The sequence below is a fragment of the Aminobacter sp. J44 genome (genome assembly GCF_007829415.1).
Taxonomy (GTDB): domain Bacteria; phylum Pseudomonadota; class Alphaproteobacteria; order Rhizobiales; family Rhizobiaceae; genus Aerobium.
The window spans coordinates 60,477-83,216 of sequence record NZ_VLJG01000045.1; the positions used below are offsets into that span (position 1 = coordinate 60,477).

A 22,740-nucleotide genomic window follows, 5' to 3' on the forward strand; every position below is an offset into this window, starting at 1 on the left:
GACGTCCTTCGCCAGGGCCGTTCAGCGCAAAATTCTGGCAAATCTTGGACTTGCTTCGCGGGGTCGCCTGCGCTAACGCTCGCCCCGCATATATCCTCGCTTCAAGAACTCCTGTCGGAGAATCTGTTGCGGTCACGCCCTTGGGTCGCTGCTTTGGTAACGAGCCAGGTTGAGGTGCAAACGGAAAATACGATGAGCGAACTTCTGAGTTCCTACCTTCCAATCGTGATCTTCCTCGGCGTTGCGCTGGTGGTGGGTCTCGCGCTCCTGGTGGCGCCGTTCCTGGTCGCCTTCCGCAACCCTGATCCGGAGAAGCTGTCCGCCTACGAGTGCGGCTTCAACTCCTTCAGCGACGCGCGCATGAAGTTCGACATCCGCTTCTATCTGGTGTCGATCCTGTTCATCATCTTCGACCTCGAAGTGGCCTTCCTGTTCCCCTGGGCCGTCTCCTTCGGTCAGATCGGGTGGCTGGGATTTTCTTCGATGATGGTCTTCCTCGCTGTGCTGACCATCGGCTTCATCTATGAATGGAAGAAGGGAGCACTGGAATGGGATTGAACGACGCCTCCCAGACTTTGGTTGCCCCAAAGCCCAAGGGTCTCATTGATCCGAACACCGGCAAGCCGATCGGTTCTGATGATCCGTTCTTCGGCGAGCTGAACAACGAGCTGTCGGACAAGGGTTTCCTTGTCACCTCGTCGGAAGCCCTGATCACTTGGGCCCGTACCGGCTCGCTGATGTACATGACCTTCGGTCTGGCCTGCTGCGCCGTGGAGATGATCCACTCAGCAATGCCGCGCTACGACAGTGAGCGCTTTGGCGTCGCGCCGCGCGCTTCCCCGCGCCAGTCGGACGTCATGATCGTCGCCGGCACGCTGACCAACAAGATGGCGCCCGCGCTCCGCAAGGTCTATGACCAGATGCCTGAGCCGCGCTATGTGATCTCGATGGGTTCGTGCGCCAACGGCGGCGGCTATTATCACTATTCCTATTCGGTGGTGCGCGGCTGCGATCGCGTCGTCCCGGTGGACATCTATGTTCCTGGCTGCCCGCCTTCGGCGGAAGCGCTGATGTACGGCATTCTTCTCCTGCAGAAGAAGATCCGCCGCACCGGCACCATTGAGCGGTAAGAAGCGACTATGAGCGAAGCCCTTTCCAGCCTCGGTTCCTATGTGCGCGAACGTCTGGCCGACCAGGTCCTGGACGTCACCGTCGCATATGGCGAGCTCACTGTCCTCGTGGTGCGCGAGGCGATCGTCGACGTAGTGCAGTTCCTGCGTGACGACGCCAACTGCCGCTTTGTCTCGTTCATCGACGTTTCGGGCGCCGACTATCCGGCGCGCGAGGATCGCTTCGACGTCGTCTACCACCTGCTGTCACCGACCAAGAACCTGCGTATTCGTGTCAAGGTCCGTACCGACGAGGATACGCCGGTGCCGTCCGTGACCTCGGTGTTCCCGGGCGCAAACTGGTACGAGCGCGAGGTTTACGACCTCTATGGCGTGCTGTTCTCCGGTCATCCGGAGCTGCGCCGCATCCTCACCGACTACGGCTTTGAAGGGCATCCGCTGCGCAAGGATTTCCCGCTCACCGGCTTCGTGGAAGTCCGGTACGACGACGAGATCAAGCGCGTGGTCTACGAGCCCGTGGAGCTCAAGCAGGAGTTCCGCAATTTTGACTTCCTGTCGCCGTGGGAAGGCACTGACTACGTGCTGCCCGGCGATGAGAAAGCCAAGCCGAACTGAGGCGCGTTATGGCTGAGACATCCGTTCGTAATTTCAACATCAACTTCGGTCCGCAGCACCCGGCGGCGCACGGCGTTCTGCGTCTCGTGCTCGAGCTGGATGGCGAGATCGTCGATCGCGCCGATCCGCATATCGGCCTGCTGCATCGCGGCACCGAGAAGTTGATGGAGTACAAGACCTACCTGCAGGCCGTTCCGTACCTCGACCGCCTCGACTACTGCGCCCCGATGAACCAGGAGCATGCATACTGCCTGGCCGTCGAGCGCCTGCTCGGCATCGAGGTGCCGAAGCGCGGTCAGCTGATCCGCGTGCTCTACTCCGAGATTGGCCGCATCATGTCGCACATCCTGAATGTGACGACGCAGGCCATGGACATTGGTGCTCTCACCCCGCCGCTGTGGGGCTTCGAGGAGCGCGAGAAGCTGATGGTGTTCTACGAGCGCGCATCGGGCTCGCGCATGCACGCGGCCTACTTCCGTCCGGGTGGCGTTCACCAGGATTTGCCGGAGCGCCTCATTCAGGACATCGGCAACTGGATCGATCCATTCCTGAAGACCATCGACGATCTCGATGCGCTTCTGACCGAAAACCGCATCTTCAAGCAGCGTAACGCCGACATTGGCGTCGTCAGCCTCGAAGATGCATGGGCGATGGGCTTCTCCGGCGTCATGGTTCGTGGCTCGGGTGCCGCATGGGACCTGCGCAAGTCGCAGCCTTACGAATGCTACGACGAACTCGAGTTCGACATTCCGGTTGGCAAGAACGGTGACTGCTACGACCGCTACCTCATCCGCATGGAAGAGATGCGTCAGTCGGCCCGCATCATGCGCCAGTGCGTCGAGCGTCTGCTCGGCAGCGAGCGCGTGGGCCCCGTCTCGACTGTTGACGGCAAGGTCGTCCCGCCCAAGCGCGGTGAGATGAAGCGTTCGATGGAAGCGCTGATCCACCACTTTAAGCTTTACACCGAGGGCTTCCGTGTTCCGGCCGGCGAAGTCTACGCCGCCGTGGAAGCGCCCAAGGGCGAGTTCGGCGTCTATCTTGTGTCGGACGGCACCAACAAGCCGTACCGCTGCAAGCTCCGCGCGCCGGGCTATGCGCATCTTCAGGCGATGGATTTCCTGTGCAAGGGACACATGCTCGCCGACGTATCCGCCATCCTTGGCTCCCTCGACATCGTGTTTGGTGAGGTCGACCGTTAAATGTCCGTTCGCCGTCTCGCAGAGCCAGCCTTGCAGCCAGCCAGCTTCGCCTTCAACGAGGCGAACCTGGCGTGGGCAGAGCAGACCATCAAGAAATACCCGGCAGGGCGCCAGCAGTCCGCTGTGATCCCGCTTCTGATGCGGGCGCAGGAACAGGAAGGCTGGGTGACCAAGGCTGCGATCGAGTACGTCGCCGACATGCTTGGCATGGCGTATATCCGCGTCCTCGAAGTTGCGACCTTCTACACGCAGTTCCAGATCAAGCCGGTTGGCACCAAGGCTCATGTCCAGGTCTGCGGCACAACGCCCTGCATGCTGCGCGGCGCCGAAGACCTCAAGCAAGTCTGCCGCAACAAGATCCATTCGGAGCCGCATCACTGCAACGAGTCCGGCACGCTGTCGTGGGAAGAGGTCGAGTGCCTCGGCGCCTGCGTCAACGCGCCGATGGTGATGATCTTTAAGGACACCTACGAGGATCTGACGCCGGAGCGTCTCGCCGAGATCATCGATGAGTTCGAGGCTGGCCGCGGCGAGCAGGTTCCGACCGGTCCGCAGACCGACCGCTTCTTCTCCGCGCCGGCCACCGGTTTCACCGCGCTGACCGACGAGGTCAACGTCCTGAAGACGACCCGCGATGCGCTGGCCCGCGAGGCAGCGGCTGCTGCTGCGGCCGCCCAGGCAGGTTCGGCTGAGCTCCCGCCTAGCGAGGCAGGTCGTCCGAAGACCGATGCGATCGAGACCAACCCGGCTGTGAAATCGCCATCGCCGGTCAAGGCGAGCCCGGCTGCCGAAGCTTCGGCGAGCGTGGCGGCACCTGCGACCAACCAGGTCGAGGCTAACAAGTCTGTCACCGGTGAGCAGCGTGCAGACGCTGACAAGCCGGCTGAAGACGCCGACAAGAAGTCGGTTTAAGGAGGTCGGGATGCTTCAGGATAAAGACCGCATCTTCACCAATATCTACGGACGATTTGACAAGTCGCTCGCGGGCGCGATGCGCCGCGGTGTCTGGGATGACACCAAGGGCCTGATCGACAAGGGCCGCGACTGGATCATCAACGAGATGAAGGCGTCGGGCCTGCGTGGCCGCGGCGGCGCCGGCTTCCCGACCGGCCTGAAGTGGTCCTTCATGCCGAAGGAAAGCGACGGCCGTCCGCACTACCTCGTCGTCAACGCCGACGAATCCGAGCCCGGCACCTGCAAGGACCGCGAGATCCTGCGCAACGACCCGCACACGCTGGTTGAAGGCTGCCTGATCGCCGGTTTCGCGATGGGCGCGCACACCGCCTACATCTACGTCCGCGGTGAGTTCATCCGCGAGCGCGAGGCGCTGCAGCGCGCGATCGACGAGGCCTATGACGCAGGCCTCCTCGGCAAGAACAACAAGTGCGGCTGGGACATGGACATTTTCGTCCACCACGGCGCCGGCGCTTACATCTGCGGTGAAGAGACCGCGCTGCTCGAAAGCCTCGAGGGCAAGAAGGGTCAGCCGCGCCTGAAGCCGCCGTTCCCGGCGAACATGGGTCTCTACGGCTGCCCGACGACCGTCAACAATGTCGAGTCGATCGCGGTTGCTCCGACCATCCTGCGCCGCGGCGCATCCTGGTTCTCGTCGTTCGGCCGTCCGAACAATGTCGGCACCAAGCTGTTCATGCTCGTCGGTCACGTCAACACGCCGTGCACCGTCGAAGAGGAGATGGGCATCACCTTCCGTGAGCTCGTCGAGAAGCATGGCGGCGGCATTCGCGGCGGCTGGGATAACCTGCTGGCGGTGATTCCCGGCGGCGCATCGTGCCCGGTGGTCAAGGCCGAGGATATCATCGACTGCCCGATGGACTTTGACGGTCTGCGCGAGCGCAAGTCGTCGTTCGGTACGGCGGCCGTCATCGTGATGGACAAGTCGACCGACATCATCAAGGCGATCGCGCGCCTCTCGTACTTCTTCAAGCACGAGAGCTGCGGCCAGTGCACGCCGTGCCGCGAGGGCACCGGCTGGATGTGGCGCGTGATGGAGCGTCTCGTTCGTGGCGAGGCGCACAAGCGCGAGATCGACATGCTGCTGGACGTGACCAAGCAGGTGGAAGGCCACACGATCTGCGCTCTTGGCGATGCGGCGGCATGGCCGATCCAGGGCTTGATCCGCAACTTCCGCCCGGAGATCGAGCGTCGCATCGACGAATTCACCCGCAACTCCCATCGCACCGAGCCGGTGCTGGTCGCTGCGGAATAGGGCGAAGGAAAGTCTTACGCAGGGCCTCCGCCAGGGGACCCCACGGAATGATGCCGATGAAGCAGTATGGTGACATAGCCAGCGTCAAGCCGGCCGGGATGCCGCAGGAGATCGCCTCCGCGATCAACCTGATGGCGCACCCGACGGGCGGCGCTGCCGCTGTCGGAGCTTTCGGCTTCGGCGTTGCCAGTCACGCCTTTGGGGTGTGGCTCGGTGCGATGTCTGCTGCTGTCGACGCGACGCGCCGCTTCTTCGAGGAAGCAGCGCCGGCGACGCCCGCACCGGCGGCTCCGGCACCGCGTTCCAACGTCACGCGGCTGAAGCTGGTCGAGAAGGCAACGCCTGCGAAAGCTTCGTCCGCTAGCAGAGCTTCCGCAACGGCAAAAACCGAAGCGGAGGACGACCTGAAGAAGATCTCCGGCATCGGTCCGAAGCTCGAACAGGTGTTGAAGAAGCGCGGTATCCAGACGATCCGCCAGATCGCTGAGCTCGATGCAGAGGCGATTGCGGCACTCGATGCCGAGTTTGGCCTTTCGGGCCGTATTGAACGTGATGACTGGGTAGGGCAGGCGAAGGCGCTATCCGGTCGCGAGTGACGAACTACTGGGGCGGCCAGCCGCCCCGAAGCAGGGTTTTGCGGGTATCCGCGGAGTTGAGGCAATATGGCTAAACTGAAGGTCGACGGCAAAGAGATCGAGGTACCCGATCACTACACGCTTCTTCAGGCGGCGGAACATGCCGGCGCAGAAGTGCCGCGTTTCTGCTTCCACGAGCGGTTGTCGATCGCCGGCAACTGCCGCATGTGCCTCGTGGAAGTGAAGGGTGGTCCTCCCAAGCCGCAGGCATCGTGCGCGATGAACGTGCGCGACCTTCGTCCGGGCCCGAACGGCGAACTGCCGGAGATGTTCACCAACTCGCCTATGGTGAAGAAGGCCCGCGAAGGTGTGATGGAGTTCCTGCTCATCAACCACCCGCTGGATTGCCCGATCTGCGACCAGGGTGGCGAGTGCGACCTTCAGGACCAGGCGATGGCCTTCGGCGTCGACGCGTCCCGCTATGCGGAGAACAAGCGCGCCGTCGAGGACAAGTACATTGGCCCGCTCGTGAAGACGGTGATGACGCGCTGCATCCACTGCACGCGCTGCGTCCGCTTCACCACTGAAGTTGCTGGCATTTCCGAGCTCGGCCTGATCGGCCGCGGCGAGGATGCCGAGATCACGACCTACCTCGAGCAGGCGATGACTTCCGAGCTGCAGGGCAACGTTATCGACCTGTGCCCGGTCGGCGCGCTGACTTCGAAGCCGTATGCATTCCAGGCGCGTCCGTGGGAGCTGACCAAGACCGAGTCCATCGACGTGATGGACGCCGTGGGTTCTGCGATCCGCGTCGATACACGCGGTCGCGAGGTCATGCGCATCCTGCCGCGCGTCAACGACCAGGTGAACGAGGAGTGGATCTCCGACAAGACCCGCTTCATCTGGGACGGCCTGCGTTCGCAGCGTCTCGACCGCCCCTATGTGCGCCGTGACGGCCGCCTCCAGCCGGCAAGCTGGGGTGAGGCATTCGCCGCTATCAAGGACGCTATCTCGCGCACCAGCGGCGACAAGATCGGCGCGATTGCCGGCGATCTCGCCGCGGTCGAGGAAATGTACGCGCTGAAGCTGCTGATGCAGTCGCTCGGCTCGGCGAACATCGACTGCCGCCAGGACGGCGCCGCGCTGAACCCGACCAACGGCCGTGCAAGCTACATCTTCAATCCGACCATCGAAGGCATTGAGGATGCGGACGCGATCCTGATCATCGGCTCGAACCCGCGCTTCGAGGCATCGGTGCTCAACGCCCGTATCCGCAAGCGCTGGCGTGCGTCCGACCTGCCGATCGCCGTCATCGGCGAGGCCGGTGACCTGCGCTACGATTACCAGCCGCTGGGTAACGGCGGTGACACGCTGGCGCAGCTGGCGTCCGGCTCGATCGCCTTCCTGCAGACGCTGAAGGACGCCAAGCGTCCGCTCATCATCGTCGGCCAAGGCGCGCTTGCTCGCGAGGATGGCGCTGCCGTCCTCTCACTGGCCGCGAAGATCGCGACGGATGTCGGTGCCGTGTCGGAAGAGTGGAACGGCTTTGCCGTCCTGCACACCGCAGCCGCCCGCGTCGGCGGTCTCGACCTCGGCTTCGTGCCGGGTGAGGGGGGCAAGGATATTGCTGGCATGATGGGCGCGCTCGATGTGCTCTTCCTGCTCGGTGCCGACGAATTCGACATGAAGCAGATCGGCTCTGCCTTCACGGTCTACATCGGCAGCCACGGCGACGCCGGTGCGCACCGCGCCGACGTCATCCTGCCGGGCGCGACCTACACCGAGAAGTCGGGCACCTACGTCAACACGGAAGGCCGCGTACAGCTGGCTAACCGCGCCGGCTTTGCGCCGGGCGACGCCAAGGAAGACTGGGCAATCCTGCGTGCCCTCTCCGACGTGCTCGGCAAGCGCCTGCCGTTCGACTCGCTGACGCAGCTGCGCGCCAAGCTTTATGCGGAGTATCCGCATTTTGCGGCGATCGATGAAATCGCTCCGGGCAATCCGGCCGACGTTGCGGCGCTTGCCGGCAAGGGCGGCTCGGTTTCGGGTGCGGCTTTCGTTTCGCCAGTGACTGACTTCTATCTGACGAACCCGATCGCCCGGGCGTCCGCTGTCATGGCCGAGTGCTCGGCCCTGGCGCGCGATGGCTTCAGGCAGGCGGCGGAATAGGGCGGGGCAATGGATTCCTTCTTTGCATCATACGTGCTCCCGGCGTTGATCATTCTCGGCAAGTCCGTCTTGCTGATCGTGGTCCTGCTGATCCTGGTTGCTTATCTTCTCTACGCCGACCGCAAGATCTGGGCGGCGGTTCAGCTACGCCGCGGCCCGAACGTGGTCGGCCCATGGGGCCTGCTGCAGGCGTTCGCCGACTTGCTGAAGTTCGTCTTCAAGGAGCCGGTCATTCCGTCCGGTGCCAACAAGGTCGTCTTCCTGCTGGCGCCGCTTGTTTCGGCGGTTCTCGCGATTGCCGCCTGGGCGGTGGTCCCGGTCTCGGAAGGTTGGGCGATTGCGACGATCAACGTCGGCATCCTCTACATCTTCGCCATCTCCTCGCTTGAGGTCTATGGCGTGATTATGGGCGGCTGGGCCTCGAACTCGAAGTACCCGTTCCTCGGCGCGCTTCGTTCGGCGGCGCAGATGGTTTCTTACGAAGTCTCGATCGGCTTCGTGATTGTCACCGTGCTGCTGTGCGTCGGCTCGCTGAACCTCACCGACATCGTCTTGTCGCAGCGCGATGGTCTAGGTACGCGTCTCGGCCTGCCGAACACGTTCCTCGACTGGCACTGGCTCGGCCTGTTCCCGATGTTCGTGATCTTCTTCATCTCGGCGCTCGCCGAGACGAACCGCCCGCCCTTCGACCTGGTGGAAGCCGAGTCGGAGCTGGTCGCCGGTCACATGATCGAATATTCGTCGACGCCGTTCCTGCTGTTCTTCCTTGGTGAATACGTCGCCATCGTCCTGATGTGCGCGCTGACCACCATCCTGTTCCTGGGTGGATGGCTGCCGCCGTTCGACTTCGCGCCGTTCACCTGGGTGCCGGGCGTCATCTGGTTCGTGCTCAAGGTCTGCATGGTCTTCTTCATGTTCGCCATGGTGAAGGCTTTCGTCCCGCGCTACCGCTACGACCAGCTGATGCGCCTTGGCTGGAAGGTGTTCCTGCCGATCTCGCTGTTCATGGTCATCGCTACTGCCATCTTCCTCAAGGTGCTGGAGCTGACGGCGGCATGATCGGAGGCGCAACAGGAGCTTTGCTCGGGCTGGTGGCGGCGCATGCTGACGCCAGCTTCCTCTGCGCGAAGTCGCGGCGGGTGGAATTCGCCGGGACGGTAAATGCAACGAAGGTTTCGGGAGCGGCTAAGACGGCCGTGTTCCCGGTGATGGGCTGGTTCGCCGGCTCTTTGTTTGGTGGAGAATAACATGTCAGCGCTAGCCCAGGCTGCCAAGTCGCTGCTGCTCAAGGAGTTCGTCGGGGCCTTCTTCCTGTCGATGCGCCAGTTCTTTGCGCCGAAGTACACGATCAACTACCCGTACGAGAAAGGCCCGATCTCGCCGCGCTTCCGTGGCGAGCATGCGTTGCGCCGCTATCCGAACGGTGAGGAACGCTGCATCGCCTGCAAGCTGTGCGAAGCGATCTGCCCGGCGCAGGCGATCACAATCGAGGCCGGCCCGCGCCGCAATGACGGCACCCGCCGCACGGTTCGCTACGACATCGACATGGTCAAGTGCATCTACTGCGGCTTCTGCCAGGAGGCCTGCCCGGTCGATGCGATCGTCGAAGGCCCGAACTTCGAATTTTCTACCGAGACGCGCGAAGAGCTCTACTACGACAAGGAGAAGCTGCTCGCCAACGGCGACCGGTGGGAGCGCGAGATCGCGCGAAACATAGCTTTGGATGCGCCCTACCGCTGAGTGGGGTGAAGTGGACGGCCGGTAACGGCTGTTCTAAGGAACACGCGAATCTGCCGGAGCCGACGGGCTGCAGCAGTCGTGGAGCAGGGCGTTGCAAGATGCATAGTGCCTTTATTGGAACCCGGGGGAACCCATGCTGACAGGACTTGAGGCGATCTTTTTCTACGTGTTCGCCTTCATCGCGGTCGCGGCGGCCTTCATGGTCATCTCGTCGCGCAACCCGGTGCACTCTGTGCTCTTTTTGATCCTCACCTTCTTCAACGCGGCTGCCCTGTTCCTGCTGACGGGCGCCGAGTTCCTGGCGATGATCCTGTTGGTGGTCTATGTCGGCGCGGTGGCGGTTCTCTTCCTCTTCGTCGTGATGATGCTCGACGTCGACTTCGGAGAGATGAAGCAGGGCGCCCTGCAGTACGCCCCAATCGGCGCGCTGGTCGGCCTGATCCTCGCCGCCGAGCTGATCGTCGTGCTGGGCGGCTACACCTTCGCGCCGGAACTCGCCGGTTCGACCTCGCGGCCGACGCCGCCGGTCGACCAGCGCCACAACACCGCTGCGCTCGGTGACATTCTCTACACGGACTATCTCTTCTTCTTCCAGATCGCCGGCCTGGTGCTGCTGGTGGCTATGATCGGCGCGATCGTGCTGACCCTGCGCCACAAGGCGAAGGCCAAGCGCCAGAGCGTCGCGGCTCAGGTTGCCCGCACGACGGCTACCGCGATCGAAGTCAAGAAAGTCGAGACGGGCAGGGGAATCTGAGGCAATGGAAGTCGGTATCGCACACTATCTCACCGTCTCGGCGATCCTGTTCACGCTCGGCGTGTTCGGCATCTTCCTGAACAGGAAGAACGTGATCGTCATCCTGATGTCGATCGAGCTCATCCTGCTCGCGGTGAACATCAATTTCGTGGCCTTTTCGGCCGTGCTTGGCGACCTCGTCGGCCAGGTCTTCGCCCTGTTTGTCCTGACAGTGGCGGCGGCCGAGGCGGCGATCGGTCTGGCAATCCTCGTCGTCTTCTTCCGCAACCGCGGCTCGATTGCCGTGGAAGACGTCAACATGATGAAGGGCTGAGCGGGCAATGTATCACGCCATCGTCTTCCTTCCGCTCGCGGGCTTCCTGATCGCCGGCCTCTTCGGCCGCGCGATCGGTGCCAAGGCATCGGAATTCGTAACTTCCGGCTTCATGCTCATCGCGGCCGTCCTGTCGTGGGTGGCCTTCTTCCAGGTAGCCCTCGGCGATACGCCGGCCTTCACCGTTCCGGTGCTGCGCTTCATTGAAGTCGGCAGCTTCGATGTTTCCTGGGCATTCCGCATCGATACGCTGACTGCGGTGATGCTGGTCGTCGTGAACTCGGTCTCTGCGCTGGTTCACATCTACTCGATCGGCTACATGCACCACGATCCGCATCGGCCGCGCTTCTTCGCCTACCTGTCGCTGTTCACCTTCGCGATGCTCATGCTGATCACGTCGGACAACCTCGTCCAGATGTTCTTCGGCTGGGAAGGCGTGGGTCTGGCCTCGTATCTGCTGATCGGCTTCTGGTTCAAGAAGCCGTCGGCGAATGCGGCCGCGATCAAGGCGTTCGTCGTCAACCGCGTCGGCGACTTCGGCTTCCTGCTCGGCATGTTCGGCGTCTACGTGATCTTCGGCTCGGTGAACTTCGACACGATCTTCGCCAACGCCGCATCGATTGCCGCGAACCCGGACACCACCGGACAGGTCGTCTTCCAGTTCCTCGACTGGTCGTTGACCCAGGCTGGCGCACTGACCGTGATCTGCCTGCTGCTCTTCATGGGCGCGATGGGTAAGTCGGCGCAGGTTCCTCTGCACACCTGGCTGCCGGACGCGATGGAAGGCCCGACCCCGGTGTCGGCGCTCATCCACGCGGCGACGATGGTCACCGCCGGCGTCTTCATGCTGGCTCGCCTCTCGCCGATCTTCGAGCTGACCCACACCGCCCTGATGGTCGTCACCATCATCGGCGCGATCACCGCCTTCTTCGCGGCGACCGTGGGCCTCGTTCAGAACGACATCAAGCGCGTGATCGCGTACTCGACCTGCTCGCAGCTCGGCTACATGTTTGTCGCGCTCGGCCTCGGCTTCTACTCGGCCGCGGTGTTCCACCTCTTCACGCACGCCTTCTTCAAGGCGCTGCTGTTCCTTGGCTCGGGCTCGGTGATCCACGCCGTCTCCGACGAGCAGGACATGCGCAAGATGGGCGGGCTGCGCAAGCTGATCCCGACCACCTACTGGATGATGATCATCGGGACGATTGCGCTGACCGGCGTGGGTATCCCGGCGACCGTGATCGGTACCGCGGGCTTCTTCTCGAAGGACGCGATCATCGAGGGTGCGTTCGCTTCGCATAGCGCCGTTGCTGGCTTCGCCTTCACGCTGCTGGTCATCGCCGCGATGTTCACGAGCTTCTACTCGTGGCGCCTGATCTTCCTGACGTTCCACGGCAAGCCGCGCGCGTCGGAAGAGGTCATGCACCACGTCCATGAATCGCCGCCGGTCATGCTGGTGCCGCTGTACCTGCTCGCAGTCGGTGCGCTGTTCGCTGGCTTCGTGTTCTCGGGTTACTTCATCGGCGACAACTACGATGCTTTCTGGCAGGGAGCGCTGTTCACGCTGCCGGACAACCACATCCTGCACGATGCACACCACGTGCCGTTCTGGGTGAAGCTGTCGCCGTTCGTCGCGATGGTGCTGGGCTTCCTGGTTGCATACCAGTTCTACATCCGCTCGCCGGAGACGCCGAAGCAGCTCGCCCAGCAGCATCAGGGGCTCTACCAGTTCCTGCTGAACAAGTGGTACTTCGACGAGCTCTATGACTTCCTCTTCGTCCGTCCTGCAAAGCGCCTCGGCTACTTCCTCTGGAAGAAGGGCGACGGCGTCGTGATCGACGGCTTTGGTCCCAATGGCGTCGCGGCACGCGTCGTCGACATCACCGACCGGGTCGTCAAGATGCAGACCGGCTATCTCTACCACTATGCATTCGCAATGCTCATCGGTGTCGCTGCGCTTGTCACCTGGATGATGCTCGGAGGCTCCTTCTGATGACCGGCTGGCCGCTCCTATCGACCGTAACCTTTCTGCCGCTGGTAGGCGTGTTCCTGATCCTGCTGGTCAGGGACGAGGGCACCGCCGCGCGCAAGAACATCCGCAACATCGCGCTGCTGACGACGGTCGTCACCTTCCTGCTGTCGCTCTTCATCTGGGCCGGCTTTGACCGGACCTATGCAGGGTTCCAGTTCGTGGAGAAGACCGCGTGGCTCGACTCCGGCATCTCCTACCACATGGGCGTCGACGGCATTTCGGTGCTGTTCGTCATCCTGACCACGTTCCTGATGCCGATGTGCATCCTGGCCTCGTGGGAAGTGGAGAAGCGCCTCAAGGAGTACATGATCGCGTTCCTCATCTTGGAAACGATCATGATCGGCGTGTTCTGCGCGCTCGACCTAGTGCTGTTCTACGTCTTCTTCGAGGCGAGCCTCGTGCCGATGTTTATCATCATTGGCGTCTGGGGCGGACCGCGCCGCGTCTACGCGTCGTTCAAGTTCTTCCTCTACACGCTGCTCGGCTCGCTGCTGATGCTGCTCGCCATGATGGCGATGTTCTGGAACGCCGGCACCACCGACATTCCGACGCTGCTGGCACATGACTTCCCGGCTTCGATGCAGACCTGGCTGTGGCTCGCCTTCTTCGCGTCCTTCGCGGTGAAGATGCCGATGTGGCCGGTCCACACCTGGCTGCCGGACGCGCACGTCGAAGCGCCGACCGCTGGTTCGGTTCTGCTTGCCGCGATCCTGCTGAAGATGGGCGGCTACGGCTTCCTGCGCTTCTCGGTGCCGATGTTCCCGGATGCGTCGCTGTACTTCCAGCCGTTCGTGTTCACCCTGTCCATCGTCGCGATCATCTACACCTCGCTGGTGGCGCTGATGCAGGAGGACATCAAGAAGCTGATCGCGTATTCGTCGGTCGCCCACATGGGCTACGTGACGATGGGTATCTTCGCCCTCAACATCGAAGGCACCCAGGGCGCGATCTTCCAGATGCTGTCGCACGGCCTGGTCTCGGGCGCGCTGTTCCTCTGCGTCGGCGTGATCTACGACCGCATGCACACTCGTGAGATCGACGCCTATGGCGGTCTGGTCAACAACATGCCGAAGTACGCGGTCGTGTTCCTGATCATGACGATGGCGAATGTCGGCCTGCCGGGCACCTCGGGCTTCATCGGCGAGTTCCTGACGCTGGCTGGCGTCTACCGGGTCAACACCTGGGTCGCCCTGTTCGCGGCAACTGGCGTGATCCTGTCGGCCGCCTACGCGCTGTGGCTCTACCGCCGCGTGGTCTTCGGTGCACTGACCAAGGAGAGCCTGAAGGGCCTGATGGACCTGTCGGGCCGCGAGAAGGCCATTCTCTACCCGCTGGTCATTCTCGTGATCTTCTTCGGTGTGTATCCGTCGGCGGTCTTCGACTTCACGACCGCGTCGGTGGACGCTCTCGTCAACAATGTAACCCTGTCGATCGAGGCCACTCAGGCCGCGATGGCGAGCCGCTAAGGTAGTAAGATGACGGCAGAACTCTATTCGAGCCTGAGCCTCGCTACGCCGGAGCTGATCCTGGCTGTCGGCGCGCTGGCGCTGCTCATGATTGGCGTTTTCTCCGGGGAGCGGTCTTTTTCGACCGTGACCGGGCTTGCCATCGCACTCATCCTTGCGGCCGGTGCATGGCTGTTCCTGTTCACTCCGGATGGCCTCGCATTCGGTGGTGCCTTCATCAACGACCCGTTCGCCCGCTTCATGAAGTTGCTGACGTTGGGCGGTTCGCTGGTTGCCCTGGCCATGTCGGTGGGCTTTGCCCGCCGCGAAGGCTTCGACCGCTTCGAGTTCCCGGTGCTGGTGGTGCTGGCAACCGTCGGCATGCTGCTGATGGTCTCGTCCAACGACATGCTCACCCTCTACATGGGCCTCGAGCTGCAGTCGCTGGCACTTTACGTCATCGCGGCAATCAGCCGTGAGAACGTCCGCGCAACTGAAGCCGGCCTGAAGTACTTCGTCCTCGGCGCGCTTTCCTCGGGCATGCTGCTCTACGGCGTGTCGCTGGTTTACGGTTACACCGGCCACACCGGCTTCAACGAAATCGCGGCCGCGCTCTCGGGCTCCGAGCGCCAGCTTGGCCTCGTCTTCGGCCTGGTTTTCGTGCTCGCGGGCCTCGCGTTCAAGATTTCGGCGGTTCCGTTCCACATGTGGACGCCGGACGTCTACGAAGGCGCACCGACTCCGATCACGGCGTTCTTTGCCTCTGCGCCGAAGATGGCCGCAATGGCGCTGATGGTGCGCGTCACCATGAGCACATTCGGCCCGATCACCCCCGACTGGACGCAGATCATCGTCTTCATCTCGATCGCCTCGATGCTGCTGGGTTCGTTCGCCGCGATCGGCCAGCGCAATTTCAAGCGACTGATGGCGTACTCGTCGATTGGTCACATGGGCTTCGCGCTCGTCGGCCTGGCAGCCGGTTCGGAAGCAGGCGTCCGCGGCGTCGTGATCTACATGCTGATCTACCTTGCGATGACGCTCGGCACCTTTGCCTTCATCCTCGGCATGCGCCGGAACGGCAACAACGTCGAGCAGATCAACGACGTTGCAGGTCTTGCCGCGACCAATCCGGTCGTCGCGACGATCCTCACCGTGTTGATGTTCTCGCTCGCCGGTATCCCGCCGATGGCTGGCTTCTGGGCGAAGTGGTACGTCTTCCTTGCCGCGATCAACGCCAACCTCTATGCGCTTGCAGTCATTGGCATGCTGGCGTCCGTGGTCGGTGCGTTCTACTACCTGCGCATCATCAAGATCATGTGGTTCGACGAGCCGGCAGGKGCGCTGGAGCCGATGGGTGGGGACCTTCGCGTCGTGCTCGGCGTGTCCGGTGCGTTCGTCCTCTTCTATGTGCTGATCGGTGGCCCGATCGGTCGCATGGCGGAAGCGGCGGCGAAGACGTTCTTCTGATCCGTTGGCGGGCTTCCGCATATCACCCATTGCCGAGGCGAACGGGTTTCGCCTCGAGGCATTTGAATCGGTGGGGTCCACCAACACGCTGGCGCTGGAGCGCGCGCGTGCTGGGGACCCCGGCCGTTTGTGGCTGGTGGCAAAACGCCAGCTCTCAGGTCGTGGCCGCCGTGGCCGGGCCTGGGAAACGCCGGAAGGGAACCTCGCAGCCACGCTGCTGGTCGTTCCCGACTTCGACATCAAGTACGCGGCAACGCTTGGTTTCGTCGCAGGCCTCGCCCTGTCTGATGCCCTCAATGCCGTGTTCCCGAACGCGGGCGCGCGGGTTGGGCTGGATGGTGGCACGCTGCTCGGCGAAGGACGGTTCACCCTCAAGTGGCCGAACGACGTTCTGGCCGAGGGGGCGAAGCTCTCCGGCATCCTGCTGGAGTCGACGATGCTAGAAGGCAGGCGTTTCGCGGTCGCTATCGGCATCGGCGTCAACGTCGTCGCCCATCCGGAGGGGCTGCCGTACCCGGCAACCTCGCTGGCGCAGCTTGGCGCAAACTGCGATGCGGAGACACTGTTTCTCGCGCTCTCGGATGCCTGGCTCGAGAACGAGCGTCTCTGGAACGGGGGCCTTGGCCTCTCCGCAATCCGCGAACGCTGGATTGCACGCGCCGCCGGGCTTGGCTCGGAAGTGGCGGTAAAGATTGAAGGACGCGTCGTGCGCGGTATTTTCGAGACGATTGACGACGAGTGTCGTTTCGTCATCCGCGAGCACGACGGCGGGATCGTAACGGTCGCAGCTGGCGACGTACATTTTGGCGCGGTCGCCTCGGCTGGATCCGCCTGAACAGGAAAGGTGCCGGTATGGCTGACAAGAACGGGAACGAGCTCGTCTTCTGCCCGCTGGGTGGCGTGGGTGAAATTGGCATGAACTTCGCGCTGTATGGCCTGGGGCCATCAAATGCGCGCAAGTGGCTGATCGTCGACGTGGGAGTGACGTTCCCCGATGCGCACCTGCCGGGCGTCGATCTCGTGTTGCCCGACACGCGCTTCATCGAAAGCGAACTGCACAATGTCGTCGGCATCGTCATCACGCATGCGCACGAAGACCACTATGGCGCGCTGCTGGACCTTTGGCCGCGGCTGAAGAAGAAGGTCTGGATGACGCCGTTTACGGCTGGTCTCCTGGAGGCCAAGCGCCGGTACGAGGGCGGCCCGGAGGTCGACGTTGAGGTCTACCGCGCAGGCGAGCGCTTCCAGATCGGTCCGTTCGAGCTCGAAGCAATTCCCGTCACCCATTCGATCCCTGAGCCGGTTTCGCTCGCAATTCGCACGCCGCTTGGCACGGTTGTGCACACCGGCGACTGGAAGATCGACCCGGCACCGGCCATCGGGCCGATGACTGATGAGAACCGGTTCCGCCAGCTCGGCGATGAAGGGGTGACGGCGCTTATCTGCGACTCCACTAACGCGCTACGTGAAGGCGATTCTCCGTCCGAGCAGGATGTAGGGCAGGGGCTTCGCGAGGTCATCGAGCAGGCTTCTGGACGAGTCGCCGTAACAACGTTCTCGTCTAACGTCGGCCGCATTCGTTCGATCGCAGAGGCTGCGCGTGACGCCGGTCGTCAGGTGCTGGTGCTGGGCTCCTCGCTCAAGCGCGTCATCAACGTCGCGCAGGAAATTGGCTACCTCGACGGTCTTCCGGAGTTCGTTGACGAGCAGGACTACGCCTACACCCCGCGCGAGAACCTCGTCATCCTCTGCACCGGCAGCCAGGGCGAGCCACGCGCGGCACTTGCCAAGCTCGCGCGCGACGAGATGAAGACGGTCTCTCTGACGCCCGGCGACACCGTCGTTTATTCCTCGCGCGTCATTCCGGGCAACGAGAAGGCGATCCTGGAGATCAAGAACCTGCTGATCGAGCAGGGCATCAAGATCATCGAGGACGGGGATGCGCTCGTCCACGTCTCAGGCCACCCCCGCCGCAACGAACTCAAGCGCATGTACGAATGGGTGCGTCCGCGTATCCTCGTGCCCGTCCATGGCGAGGCGCAGCATCTCGTCGCCCACGGTGCGCTCGGCGCCATGTCCGGCATCCCGGAGGTCGCACAGGTCCGCAACGGCGACATGATCCGTCTTGCGCCCGGACCTGCCGAGATCATCGATCAGGTTCCGTTCGGCCGCATCTTCAAGGACGGCAAGGTCATTGGCGCCGAGGAAGAGGTCGGCATCCGCGACCGTCGCAAGCTGAGCTATGTCGGCCATGTTGCGGTCAATGTCGTGCTGGATGACCGTTACGACCTTGCGGGCGATCCGGACGTCGTCGCGATCGGCGTTGCCAAGTTCAACCGCAACGGCGAGCCGATGGAAGAAATCATGCTGAGCGCGGCCATCGGTGCGATCGAGAGTATTCCGCGCGTGCGTCGCAAAGATCTGGACCTTGTCGCTGAGGCGGCGCGCCGTGCTGTCCGGGGTGCGGCAAACGATGCCTGGGGCAAAAAGCCCATAGTGACGGTCTTCGTCACGCGGTAAAAAGCCGGCGGTTTTTCAGCGGCTTGGCGGAAAAACTGGAATCAGTCTGGCAACGCGTTGAATCAGAAGGTGAGGAACGATGATCGGACGTTTGAACCACGTTGCACTGGCCGTGCCGGACCTTGCCGCCGCTACCGCGCTCTACCGCAATACTCTGGGCGCTAAGGTTTCTGAGCCGCAGGCGCTGCCTGAGCATGGCGTCACCGTCGTCTTCGTTGACGTCGACAACACGAAGATCGAGCTGCTCGAGCCGCTTGGTGAAACCTCGACAATTCGTGCGTTCATCGAGAAGAACCCGTCGGGCGGCATGCACCATGTTTGCTATGAGGTCGAGGATATCATCGCCGCGCGTGATCGCCTGAAGAGTGAGGGTGCCCGCATCCTCGGTGATGGCGAACCAAAGATCGGCGCGCACGGCAAGCCGGTCCTGTTCCTTCACCCGAAGGATTTCATGGGCACCCTTATCGAGCTCGAGCAGGTCTAGGAGCGCCGCCCCGTGACTTTCGTTTCCATGGCCGCTGTCTACTTCATCCTCTGGTGGGTCGTCTTGTTCGCGATGCTGCCCTTTGGACTCCGTACCCAGGACGACGACGGCGAGGTAACGCTTGGGACCGTGTCGAGCGCCCCGACCGGTTCCCACATGCTGGGAGCTTGCATCCGCACGACGATCGTGTCGGCGCTGATCTTCGCGGCTGGATATATCGCAGTCGAATACTACGGTTTCTCGCTGGACGACATTCCGCGCATCGGGCCGAACGCTCGATAATTCGGCGCTTTAAATCGTGATCCTGAGAAAGGCAGGGAAGTACGGCACTGGCGCTGCCTTGTGCCCAAAAAAAATGCAAGGCCGAAGCCTTGCAATTTGAACGCGTCCGATCTGTTCCGTTACCGGCGGCTGCGGAAAATCGCGCCTAGATCGCATCCTCCCAAGACTTTGACCGCGCAGGAGAACGGTTATTTTTCCGTCCTCTCGGTTATGTAGCTACATTAGACCAAGCATCGCGGGAATGTCATCAAGAATTTTGCGTTCTCTGACTGCCTCTTGTGCTGCAATGCACAAAAGGTGCCCAAGGCCTGCCTAAACGGTAGTCATGGCAGCCATGTCGGCGTCCGGGTTTCCAAGCTGCCATGAAATCGCTATGAAGCCCACGACTATTCAGCCCCGCGCGCGCTGATTCCTGGCGCGGCCTTTTCATGGACTTGCCGATGCGTCTTTCGCGTTATTTTCTGCCGATCCTCAAGGAGAACCCCCGCGAGGCCGAGATCGTCTCCCACCGCCTGATGCTGCGGGCCGGCATGATCCGGCAGCAGGCTGCCGGCTCGTTCGCGTGGCTGCCGCTCGGCAAGCGCGTGCTCGACAAGGTGTGCAACATCATCCGCGAGGAGCAGGACCGCGCCGGCGCGCAGGAGCTCTTGATGCCGACCATCCAGTCGGCCGACCTGTGGCGCGAGAGTGGCCGCTACGACGACTACGGCAAGGAGATGCTCCGCATTGTCGACCGTCACGAGCGCGACATGCTCTACGGCCCGACCAACGAGGAGATGATCACCGACATCTTCCGCTCGTACGTCAAGTCCTACAAGGACCTGCCGCTGAACCTCTACCACATCCAGTGGAAGTTCCGTGACGAGGTCCGCCCGCGCTTCGGCGTCATGCGCTCGCGCGAGTTCCTGATGAAGGACGCCTATTCGTTCGACGTCGACTACGAGGCCTCGAAGGCGGCCTACAACCGCATGTTCGTCTCGTACCTGCGCACTTTCGACCGCGTCGGCATGAAGTCGATCCCGATGCGCGCCGACACCGGCCCGATCGGCGGCAACCTCAGCCACGAGTTCATCATCCTCGCCGACACCGGCGAAAGCGCCGTCTTCTGCCACCGCGACTTCCTGACGATGAAGGTGCCCGGCGTTGACGTCGACTACGCGAATGACGCCGAGATCGCCGGCATCGTCGATGCCTGGACGAAGCCCTATGCGGCAACCGAAGAGATGCACGACGAAGCTGCGTGGGGCTCGATCAATGGGGACCAGCAGGTGGCAGCGCGCGGCATCGAGGTTGGCCACATCTTCCACTTCGGCGAAAAGTACTCGAAGCCGATGAACGCCAAGGTCATGGGTGCGGACGGCAAAGAACACTTCGTGTCGATGGGCTCCTATGGCATCGGTCCGTCGCGTCTCATCGCCGCGATCATCGAGGCAAGCCACGACGAGAACGGCATCATCTGGCCGGAGTCGGTCGCGCCGTTCGACATCGCGCTGATCAACATGAAGGCCGGCGACGAAGCCTGCGACAAGGCATGTGATGAGCTCTATGCGCAGCTCACCGCTGCCGGCAAGGATGTGCTATACGACGACACCGACCAGCGCGCGGGCGGCAAGTTCGCCACCGCTGACCTCATCGGCCTGCCGTGGCAGGTCATCGTCGGTCCGCGCGGCATCGCCGCCGGCGAGGTCGAGGTCAAGAACCGCAAGACCGGCGAGCGCGAGACGATGCCGCTGTCCGGTGTGGTCGCACGGTTCGCCGCATGAGTGACGCTGCCGCGAAGAGACCTGCGGGGGCAGGACCGTTCTCAACGTTCGAGCGCATGGTGGCCTGGCGCTACCTGCGCTCGCGCCGGAAGGACACGGTCATTTCGGCCATCTCGCTGATCTCCTTTCTCGGCATCATGCTGGGCGTAGCGACGCTAATCATCGTAATGGCGGTGATGAACGGTTTTCGCGCCGAGCTTCTTACCCGCATTCTCGGCGTCAACGGTCACCTGATCGTGCAGCCGATTGACCGTGCCTTTGACGACTACGCACCCGTGGCCGGCCGCATCGAGGGCGTCGAAGGCGTCCGCTACGCCATCCCGCTGGTGGAAGGTCAGGTGCTGGCCACAGGCCGCATGGGCCCGGGCTCCGGCGCATTGGTGCGCGGCGTCTCGGACGAAGACATCATGAAGCTGGAGCTTGTCTCGCGGAATGTCCGCCAGGGCTCGCTCGTCGGCTTCGCCGCCAGCGAGGGTGTCGCCATCGGCAAGCGCATGGCCGATAATCTGGGACTGGCGGTCGGCGACGGCCTGCAGCTCGTTGCGCCGGAAGGCGATGTGACGCCCTTCGGCACCACGCCGCGGCAGAAAACCTATCCGATCGTCGCCATCTTCGAAGTCGGCATGTCGGAATACGATTCCTCGATCATTTMCCTGCCGCTTGCAGAGGCGCAGATGTTCTTCAACAGCGAAGGCGTCGCGCAGAGCATCGAGGTGTTCGTTGACAATCCGGACGCGGTCGACGAGCTTCGCACTCCGATCGAAGTGGCCGCGCAGCGGCAGATTCTCATCACCGACTGGCGCCAACGCAACCAGACCTTCTTTTCGGCCCTGCAGGTCGAGCGCAACGTCATGTTCATGATCCTCACCCTGATCGTGCTGGTGGCGGCTTTGAACATCATTTCCGGCCTCATCATGCTGGTGAAGGACAAGGGCAGGGACATCGCCATCCTGCGCACCATGGGCGCGACCAGCAGCTCCGTCATGCGCATCTTCATGATGACGGGCGCCGCCATCGGCGTGCTCGGCACGATCGCCGGTGTCGTCCTTGGCGTGATCGTCTGCCTCAACGTCGAGTCGATCCGTCAGTTCTTCTCCTGGCTGTCCGGCACGACGCTGTTCAATCCCGAACTTTACTTCCTGTCGACCCTTCCGGCGAAGATGGACCTGAGCGAAACGGTCTCGGTCGTCATCATGGCGATCACGCTGTCGTTCATCGCTACCCTGTTCCCGGCCTGGCGCGCCGCCAAGCTCGATCCCGTTGAAGCGCTGCGGTACGAATAATGGCACAAAAGCTGCTGCTGGAACTCAAGGCCGTCGACCGGATCTACCACGAGGGCGACCGCAAGCTGGTCATCCTCGATAAGGCTGACTTTGTCCTGCGGCCGGGCGAGATGGTTGCGCTTGTGGCGCCATCGGGTGCGGGTAAATCGACGCTGCTGCACACCGCGGGCCTGCTCGAGCGTGCTGACGGCGGCGAGGTCTTCCTGTCCGGTGTCCCGTGCGGGACCCTGTCGGACGACGACCGTACCGCTATCCGCCGCAACGACATCGGCTTCGTCTACCAGTTCCATCACCTCCTGCCGGAATTCACAGCGCTGGAGAACGTGATGATGCCGCAACTGGTCGCGGGCCTGTCACGCCAGGAGGCGAAGGAGCGCGCGATCCAGCTGCTCGACTACATGAAGATCGGCCATCGTGCCGTTCACCGCCCGGCAGAGCTGTCGGGCGGTGAACAGCAGCGCGTCGCCATTGCCCGCGCTGTCGCCAATGCGCCGTTGCTGCTGCTTGCGGACGAGCCAACCGGCAATCTTGATCCGTCGACGGCGTCCTATGTCTTCGACGCGCTTGAGGCGCTCGTGCGCCAGTCAGGCCTGTCGGCCCTGATCGCGACGCACAACCACGATCTTGCGAACCGCATGGACCGGCGCGTGACCCTCTCGCAGGGCAAGATCGTCGAGTTCTGATCTTCTTTTCCAGCTTCGCCTGAAAGTGCGGAGCCGACCCTTGGGGAAAGGGCCGGCTCCTG

General features: G+C 62.7%; 22 protein-coding genes and 1 pseudogene. All 23 read left to right on the forward strand.

Annotation, left to right across the window (positions count from 1 at the left end; all coding sequences use genetic code 11):
* Window positions 1–192 precede the first annotated feature (192 nt).
* Window positions 193–558, forward strand: a complete 366-nt coding sequence (locus tag L610_RS15095) for an NADH-quinone oxidoreductase subunit A (RefSeq protein WP_024847574.1) — start codon at window positions 193–195, stop codon at window positions 556–558.
* Window positions 549–1,130 carry an NADH-quinone oxidoreductase subunit B family protein gene (locus L610_RS15100; protein WP_024847575.1) on the forward strand — a complete coding sequence of 194 codons (582 nt, stop codon included), beginning with the start codon at window positions 549–551 and terminating at the stop codon, window positions 1,128–1,130. The genes L610_RS15095 and L610_RS15100 overlap by 10 nt, the downstream gene beginning before the upstream one ends.
* A gap of 9 nt (window positions 1,131–1,139) precedes the next feature.
* Entirely contained in the window at window positions 1,140–1,745 is a 606-nt protein-coding gene (locus tag L610_RS15105; protein WP_144706079.1) for an NADH-quinone oxidoreductase subunit C, read from the forward strand.
* A gap of 8 nt (window positions 1,746–1,753) precedes the next feature.
* The gene (locus L610_RS15110) at window positions 1,754–2,944 is read left to right on the forward strand and encodes an NADH-quinone oxidoreductase subunit D (protein ID WP_144706081.1); all 1,191 of its coding nucleotides are present in this window, start codon (window positions 1,754–1,756) and stop codon (window positions 2,942–2,944) included.
* Window positions 2,945–3,838 (forward strand): annotated as a pseudogene (gene nuoE, locus L610_RS15115) (NADH-quinone oxidoreductase subunit NuoE); the annotation flags it as partial.
* Window positions 3,839–3,866: 28 nt separating this feature from the next.
* The gene (gene nuoF, locus L610_RS15120; RefSeq protein WP_144706084.1) at window positions 3,867–5,171 is read left to right on the forward strand and encodes an NADH-quinone oxidoreductase subunit NuoF; all 1,305 of its coding nucleotides are present in this window, start codon (window positions 3,867–3,869) and stop codon (window positions 5,169–5,171) included.
* A 56-nt stretch (window positions 5,172–5,227) separates the two neighbouring features.
* Window positions 5,228–5,767 carry a helix-hairpin-helix domain-containing protein gene (locus L610_RS15125; RefSeq protein ID WP_186441513.1) on the forward strand — a complete coding sequence of 180 codons (540 nt, stop codon included), beginning with the start codon at window positions 5,228–5,230 and terminating at the stop codon, window positions 5,765–5,767.
* Window positions 5,768–5,833: 66 nt separating this feature from the next.
* On the forward strand, window positions 5,834–7,915 hold the full coding sequence (nuoG, locus tag L610_RS15130; protein ID WP_024847581.1) for an NADH-quinone oxidoreductase subunit NuoG: 2,082 nt from the start codon (window positions 5,834–5,836) through the stop codon (window positions 7,913–7,915).
* Window positions 7,916–7,924: 9 nt separating this feature from the next.
* Window positions 7,925–8,974 (forward strand): NADH-quinone oxidoreductase subunit NuoH, encoded by a 1,050-nt coding sequence (gene nuoH / locus L610_RS15135; RefSeq protein WP_024847582.1) that lies wholly within the window; start codon window positions 7,925–7,927, stop codon window positions 8,972–8,974.
* Entirely contained in the window at window positions 8,971–9,162 is a 192-nt protein-coding gene (locus L610_RS15140) for a hypothetical protein (RefSeq protein ID WP_144706089.1), read from the forward strand. Before nuoH ends, L610_RS15140 begins: the two co-directional genes overlap by 4 nt.
* A 1-nt stretch (window position 9,163) precedes the next feature.
* Window positions 9,164–9,655, forward strand: coding sequence for an NADH-quinone oxidoreductase subunit NuoI (gene nuoI, locus L610_RS15145; RefSeq protein ID WP_024847584.1), 492 nt, complete (start codon window positions 9,164–9,166; stop codon window positions 9,653–9,655).
* Between the two features lie 133 nt (window positions 9,656–9,788).
* Window positions 9,789–10,409 (forward strand): NADH-quinone oxidoreductase subunit J, encoded by a 621-nt coding sequence (locus L610_RS15150; protein ID WP_024847585.1) that lies wholly within the window; start codon window positions 9,789–9,791, stop codon window positions 10,407–10,409.
* Between the two features lie 4 nt (window positions 10,410–10,413).
* Window positions 10,414–10,722 carry an NADH-quinone oxidoreductase subunit NuoK gene (nuoK, locus tag L610_RS15155; protein WP_024847586.1) on the forward strand — a complete coding sequence of 103 codons (309 nt, stop codon included), beginning with the start codon at window positions 10,414–10,416 and terminating at the stop codon, window positions 10,720–10,722.
* 7 nt (window positions 10,723–10,729) lie between these two features.
* Complete coding sequence (nuoL, locus tag L610_RS15160) at window positions 10,730–12,712, forward strand: NADH-quinone oxidoreductase subunit L (protein WP_024847587.1); 1,983 nt, start codon at window positions 10,730–10,732, stop codon at window positions 12,710–12,712.
* Window positions 12,712–14,217: an NADH-quinone oxidoreductase subunit M gene (locus L610_RS15165; RefSeq protein WP_144706091.1), complete on the forward strand. Its 1,506-nt coding sequence runs from the start codon at window positions 12,712–12,714 to the stop codon at window positions 14,215–14,217. Before nuoL ends, L610_RS15165 begins: the two co-directional genes overlap by 1 nt.
* A gap of 9 nt (window positions 14,218–14,226) precedes the next feature.
* Window positions 14,227–15,663, forward strand: coding sequence for an NADH-quinone oxidoreductase subunit NuoN (gene nuoN / locus L610_RS15170; protein ID WP_144706093.1), 1,437 nt, complete (start codon window positions 14,227–14,229; stop codon window positions 15,661–15,663).
* Window positions 15,664–15,667: 4 nt separating this feature from the next.
* Window positions 15,668–16,498: a biotin--[acetyl-CoA-carboxylase] ligase gene (locus L610_RS15175; protein ID WP_144706095.1), complete on the forward strand. Its 831-nt coding sequence runs from the start codon at window positions 15,668–15,670 to the stop codon at window positions 16,496–16,498.
* 17 nt (window positions 16,499–16,515) lie between these two features.
* Window positions 16,516–18,183: a ribonuclease J gene (locus L610_RS15180; protein WP_144706097.1), complete on the forward strand. Its 1,668-nt coding sequence runs from the start codon at window positions 16,516–16,518 to the stop codon at window positions 18,181–18,183.
* Window positions 18,184–18,262: 79 nt separating this feature from the next.
* Entirely contained in the window at window positions 18,263–18,667 is a 405-nt protein-coding gene (gene mce, locus L610_RS15185) for a methylmalonyl-CoA epimerase (protein ID WP_144706099.1), read from the forward strand.
* 12 nt (window positions 18,668–18,679) lie between these two features.
* Complete coding sequence (locus L610_RS15190) at window positions 18,680–18,949, forward strand: DUF1467 family protein (RefSeq protein ID WP_144706101.1); 270 nt, start codon at window positions 18,680–18,682, stop codon at window positions 18,947–18,949.
* Between the two features lie 440 nt (window positions 18,950–19,389).
* Window positions 19,390–20,712: a proline--tRNA ligase gene (gene proS / locus L610_RS15195; RefSeq protein ID WP_144706103.1), complete on the forward strand. Its 1,323-nt coding sequence runs from the start codon at window positions 19,390–19,392 to the stop codon at window positions 20,710–20,712.
* Window positions 20,709–21,995, forward strand: coding sequence for a lipoprotein-releasing ABC transporter permease subunit (locus tag L610_RS15200; protein WP_144706105.1), 1,287 nt, complete (start codon window positions 20,709–20,711; stop codon window positions 21,993–21,995). Before proS ends, L610_RS15200 begins: the two co-directional genes overlap by 4 nt.
* Window positions 21,995–22,678: an ABC transporter ATP-binding protein gene (locus L610_RS15205; RefSeq protein WP_024847596.1), complete on the forward strand. Its 684-nt coding sequence runs from the start codon at window positions 21,995–21,997 to the stop codon at window positions 22,676–22,678. The genes L610_RS15200 and L610_RS15205 overlap by 1 nt, the downstream gene beginning before the upstream one ends.
* Window positions 22,679–22,740 lie beyond the last annotated feature (62 nt).

Coding starts and splice junctions, on each gene's coding strand:
- L610_RS15180 (WP_144706097.1), top strand. CDS start 16,516: ATGGCTGACAAGAACGGGAACGAGCTCGTCTTCTGCCCGCTGGGTGGC.
- nuoK (WP_024847586.1), top strand. CDS start 10,414: ATGGAAGTCGGTATCGCACACTATCTCACCGTCTCGGCGATCCTGTTC.
- L610_RS15100 (WP_024847575.1), top strand. CDS start 549: ATGGGATTGAACGACGCCTCCCAGACTTTGGTTGCCCCAAAGCCCAAG.
- proS (WP_144706103.1), top strand. CDS start 19,390: ATGCGTCTTTCGCGTTATTTTCTGCCGATCCTCAAGGAGAACCCCCGC.
- L610_RS15165 (WP_144706091.1), top strand. CDS start 12,712: ATGACCGGCTGGCCGCTCCTATCGACCGTAACCTTTCTGCCGCTGGTA.
- L610_RS15105 (WP_144706079.1), top strand. CDS start 1,140: ATGAGCGAAGCCCTTTCCAGCCTCGGTTCCTATGTGCGCGAACGTCTG.
- L610_RS15205 (WP_024847596.1), top strand. CDS start 21,995: ATGGCACAAAAGCTGCTGCTGGAACTCAAGGCCGTCGACCGGATCTAC.
- nuoL (WP_024847587.1), top strand. CDS start 10,730: ATGTATCACGCCATCGTCTTCCTTCCGCTCGCGGGCTTCCTGATCGCC.
- L610_RS15150 (WP_024847585.1), top strand. CDS start 9,789: ATGCTGACAGGACTTGAGGCGATCTTTTTCTACGTGTTCGCCTTCATC.
- L610_RS15110 (WP_144706081.1), top strand. CDS start 1,754: ATGGCTGAGACATCCGTTCGTAATTTCAACATCAACTTCGGTCCGCAG.
- nuoF (WP_144706084.1), top strand. CDS start 3,867: ATGCTTCAGGATAAAGACCGCATCTTCACCAATATCTACGGACGATTT.
- nuoG (WP_024847581.1), top strand. CDS start 5,834: ATGGCTAAACTGAAGGTCGACGGCAAAGAGATCGAGGTACCCGATCAC.
- nuoH (WP_024847582.1), top strand. CDS start 7,925: ATGGATTCCTTCTTTGCATCATACGTGCTCCCGGCGTTGATCATTCTC.
- nuoI (WP_024847584.1), top strand. CDS start 9,164: ATGTCAGCGCTAGCCCAGGCTGCCAAGTCGCTGCTGCTCAAGGAGTTC.
- mce (WP_144706099.1), top strand. CDS start 18,263: ATGATCGGACGTTTGAACCACGTTGCACTGGCCGTGCCGGACCTTGCC.
- L610_RS15095 (WP_024847574.1), top strand. CDS start 193: ATGAGCGAACTTCTGAGTTCCTACCTTCCAATCGTGATCTTCCTCGGC.
- L610_RS15140 (WP_144706089.1), top strand. CDS start 8,971: ATGATCGGAGGCGCAACAGGAGCTTTGCTCGGGCTGGTGGCGGCGCAT.
- L610_RS15125 (WP_186441513.1), top strand. CDS start 5,228: ATGAAGCAGTATGGTGACATAGCCAGCGTCAAGCCGGCCGGGATGCCG.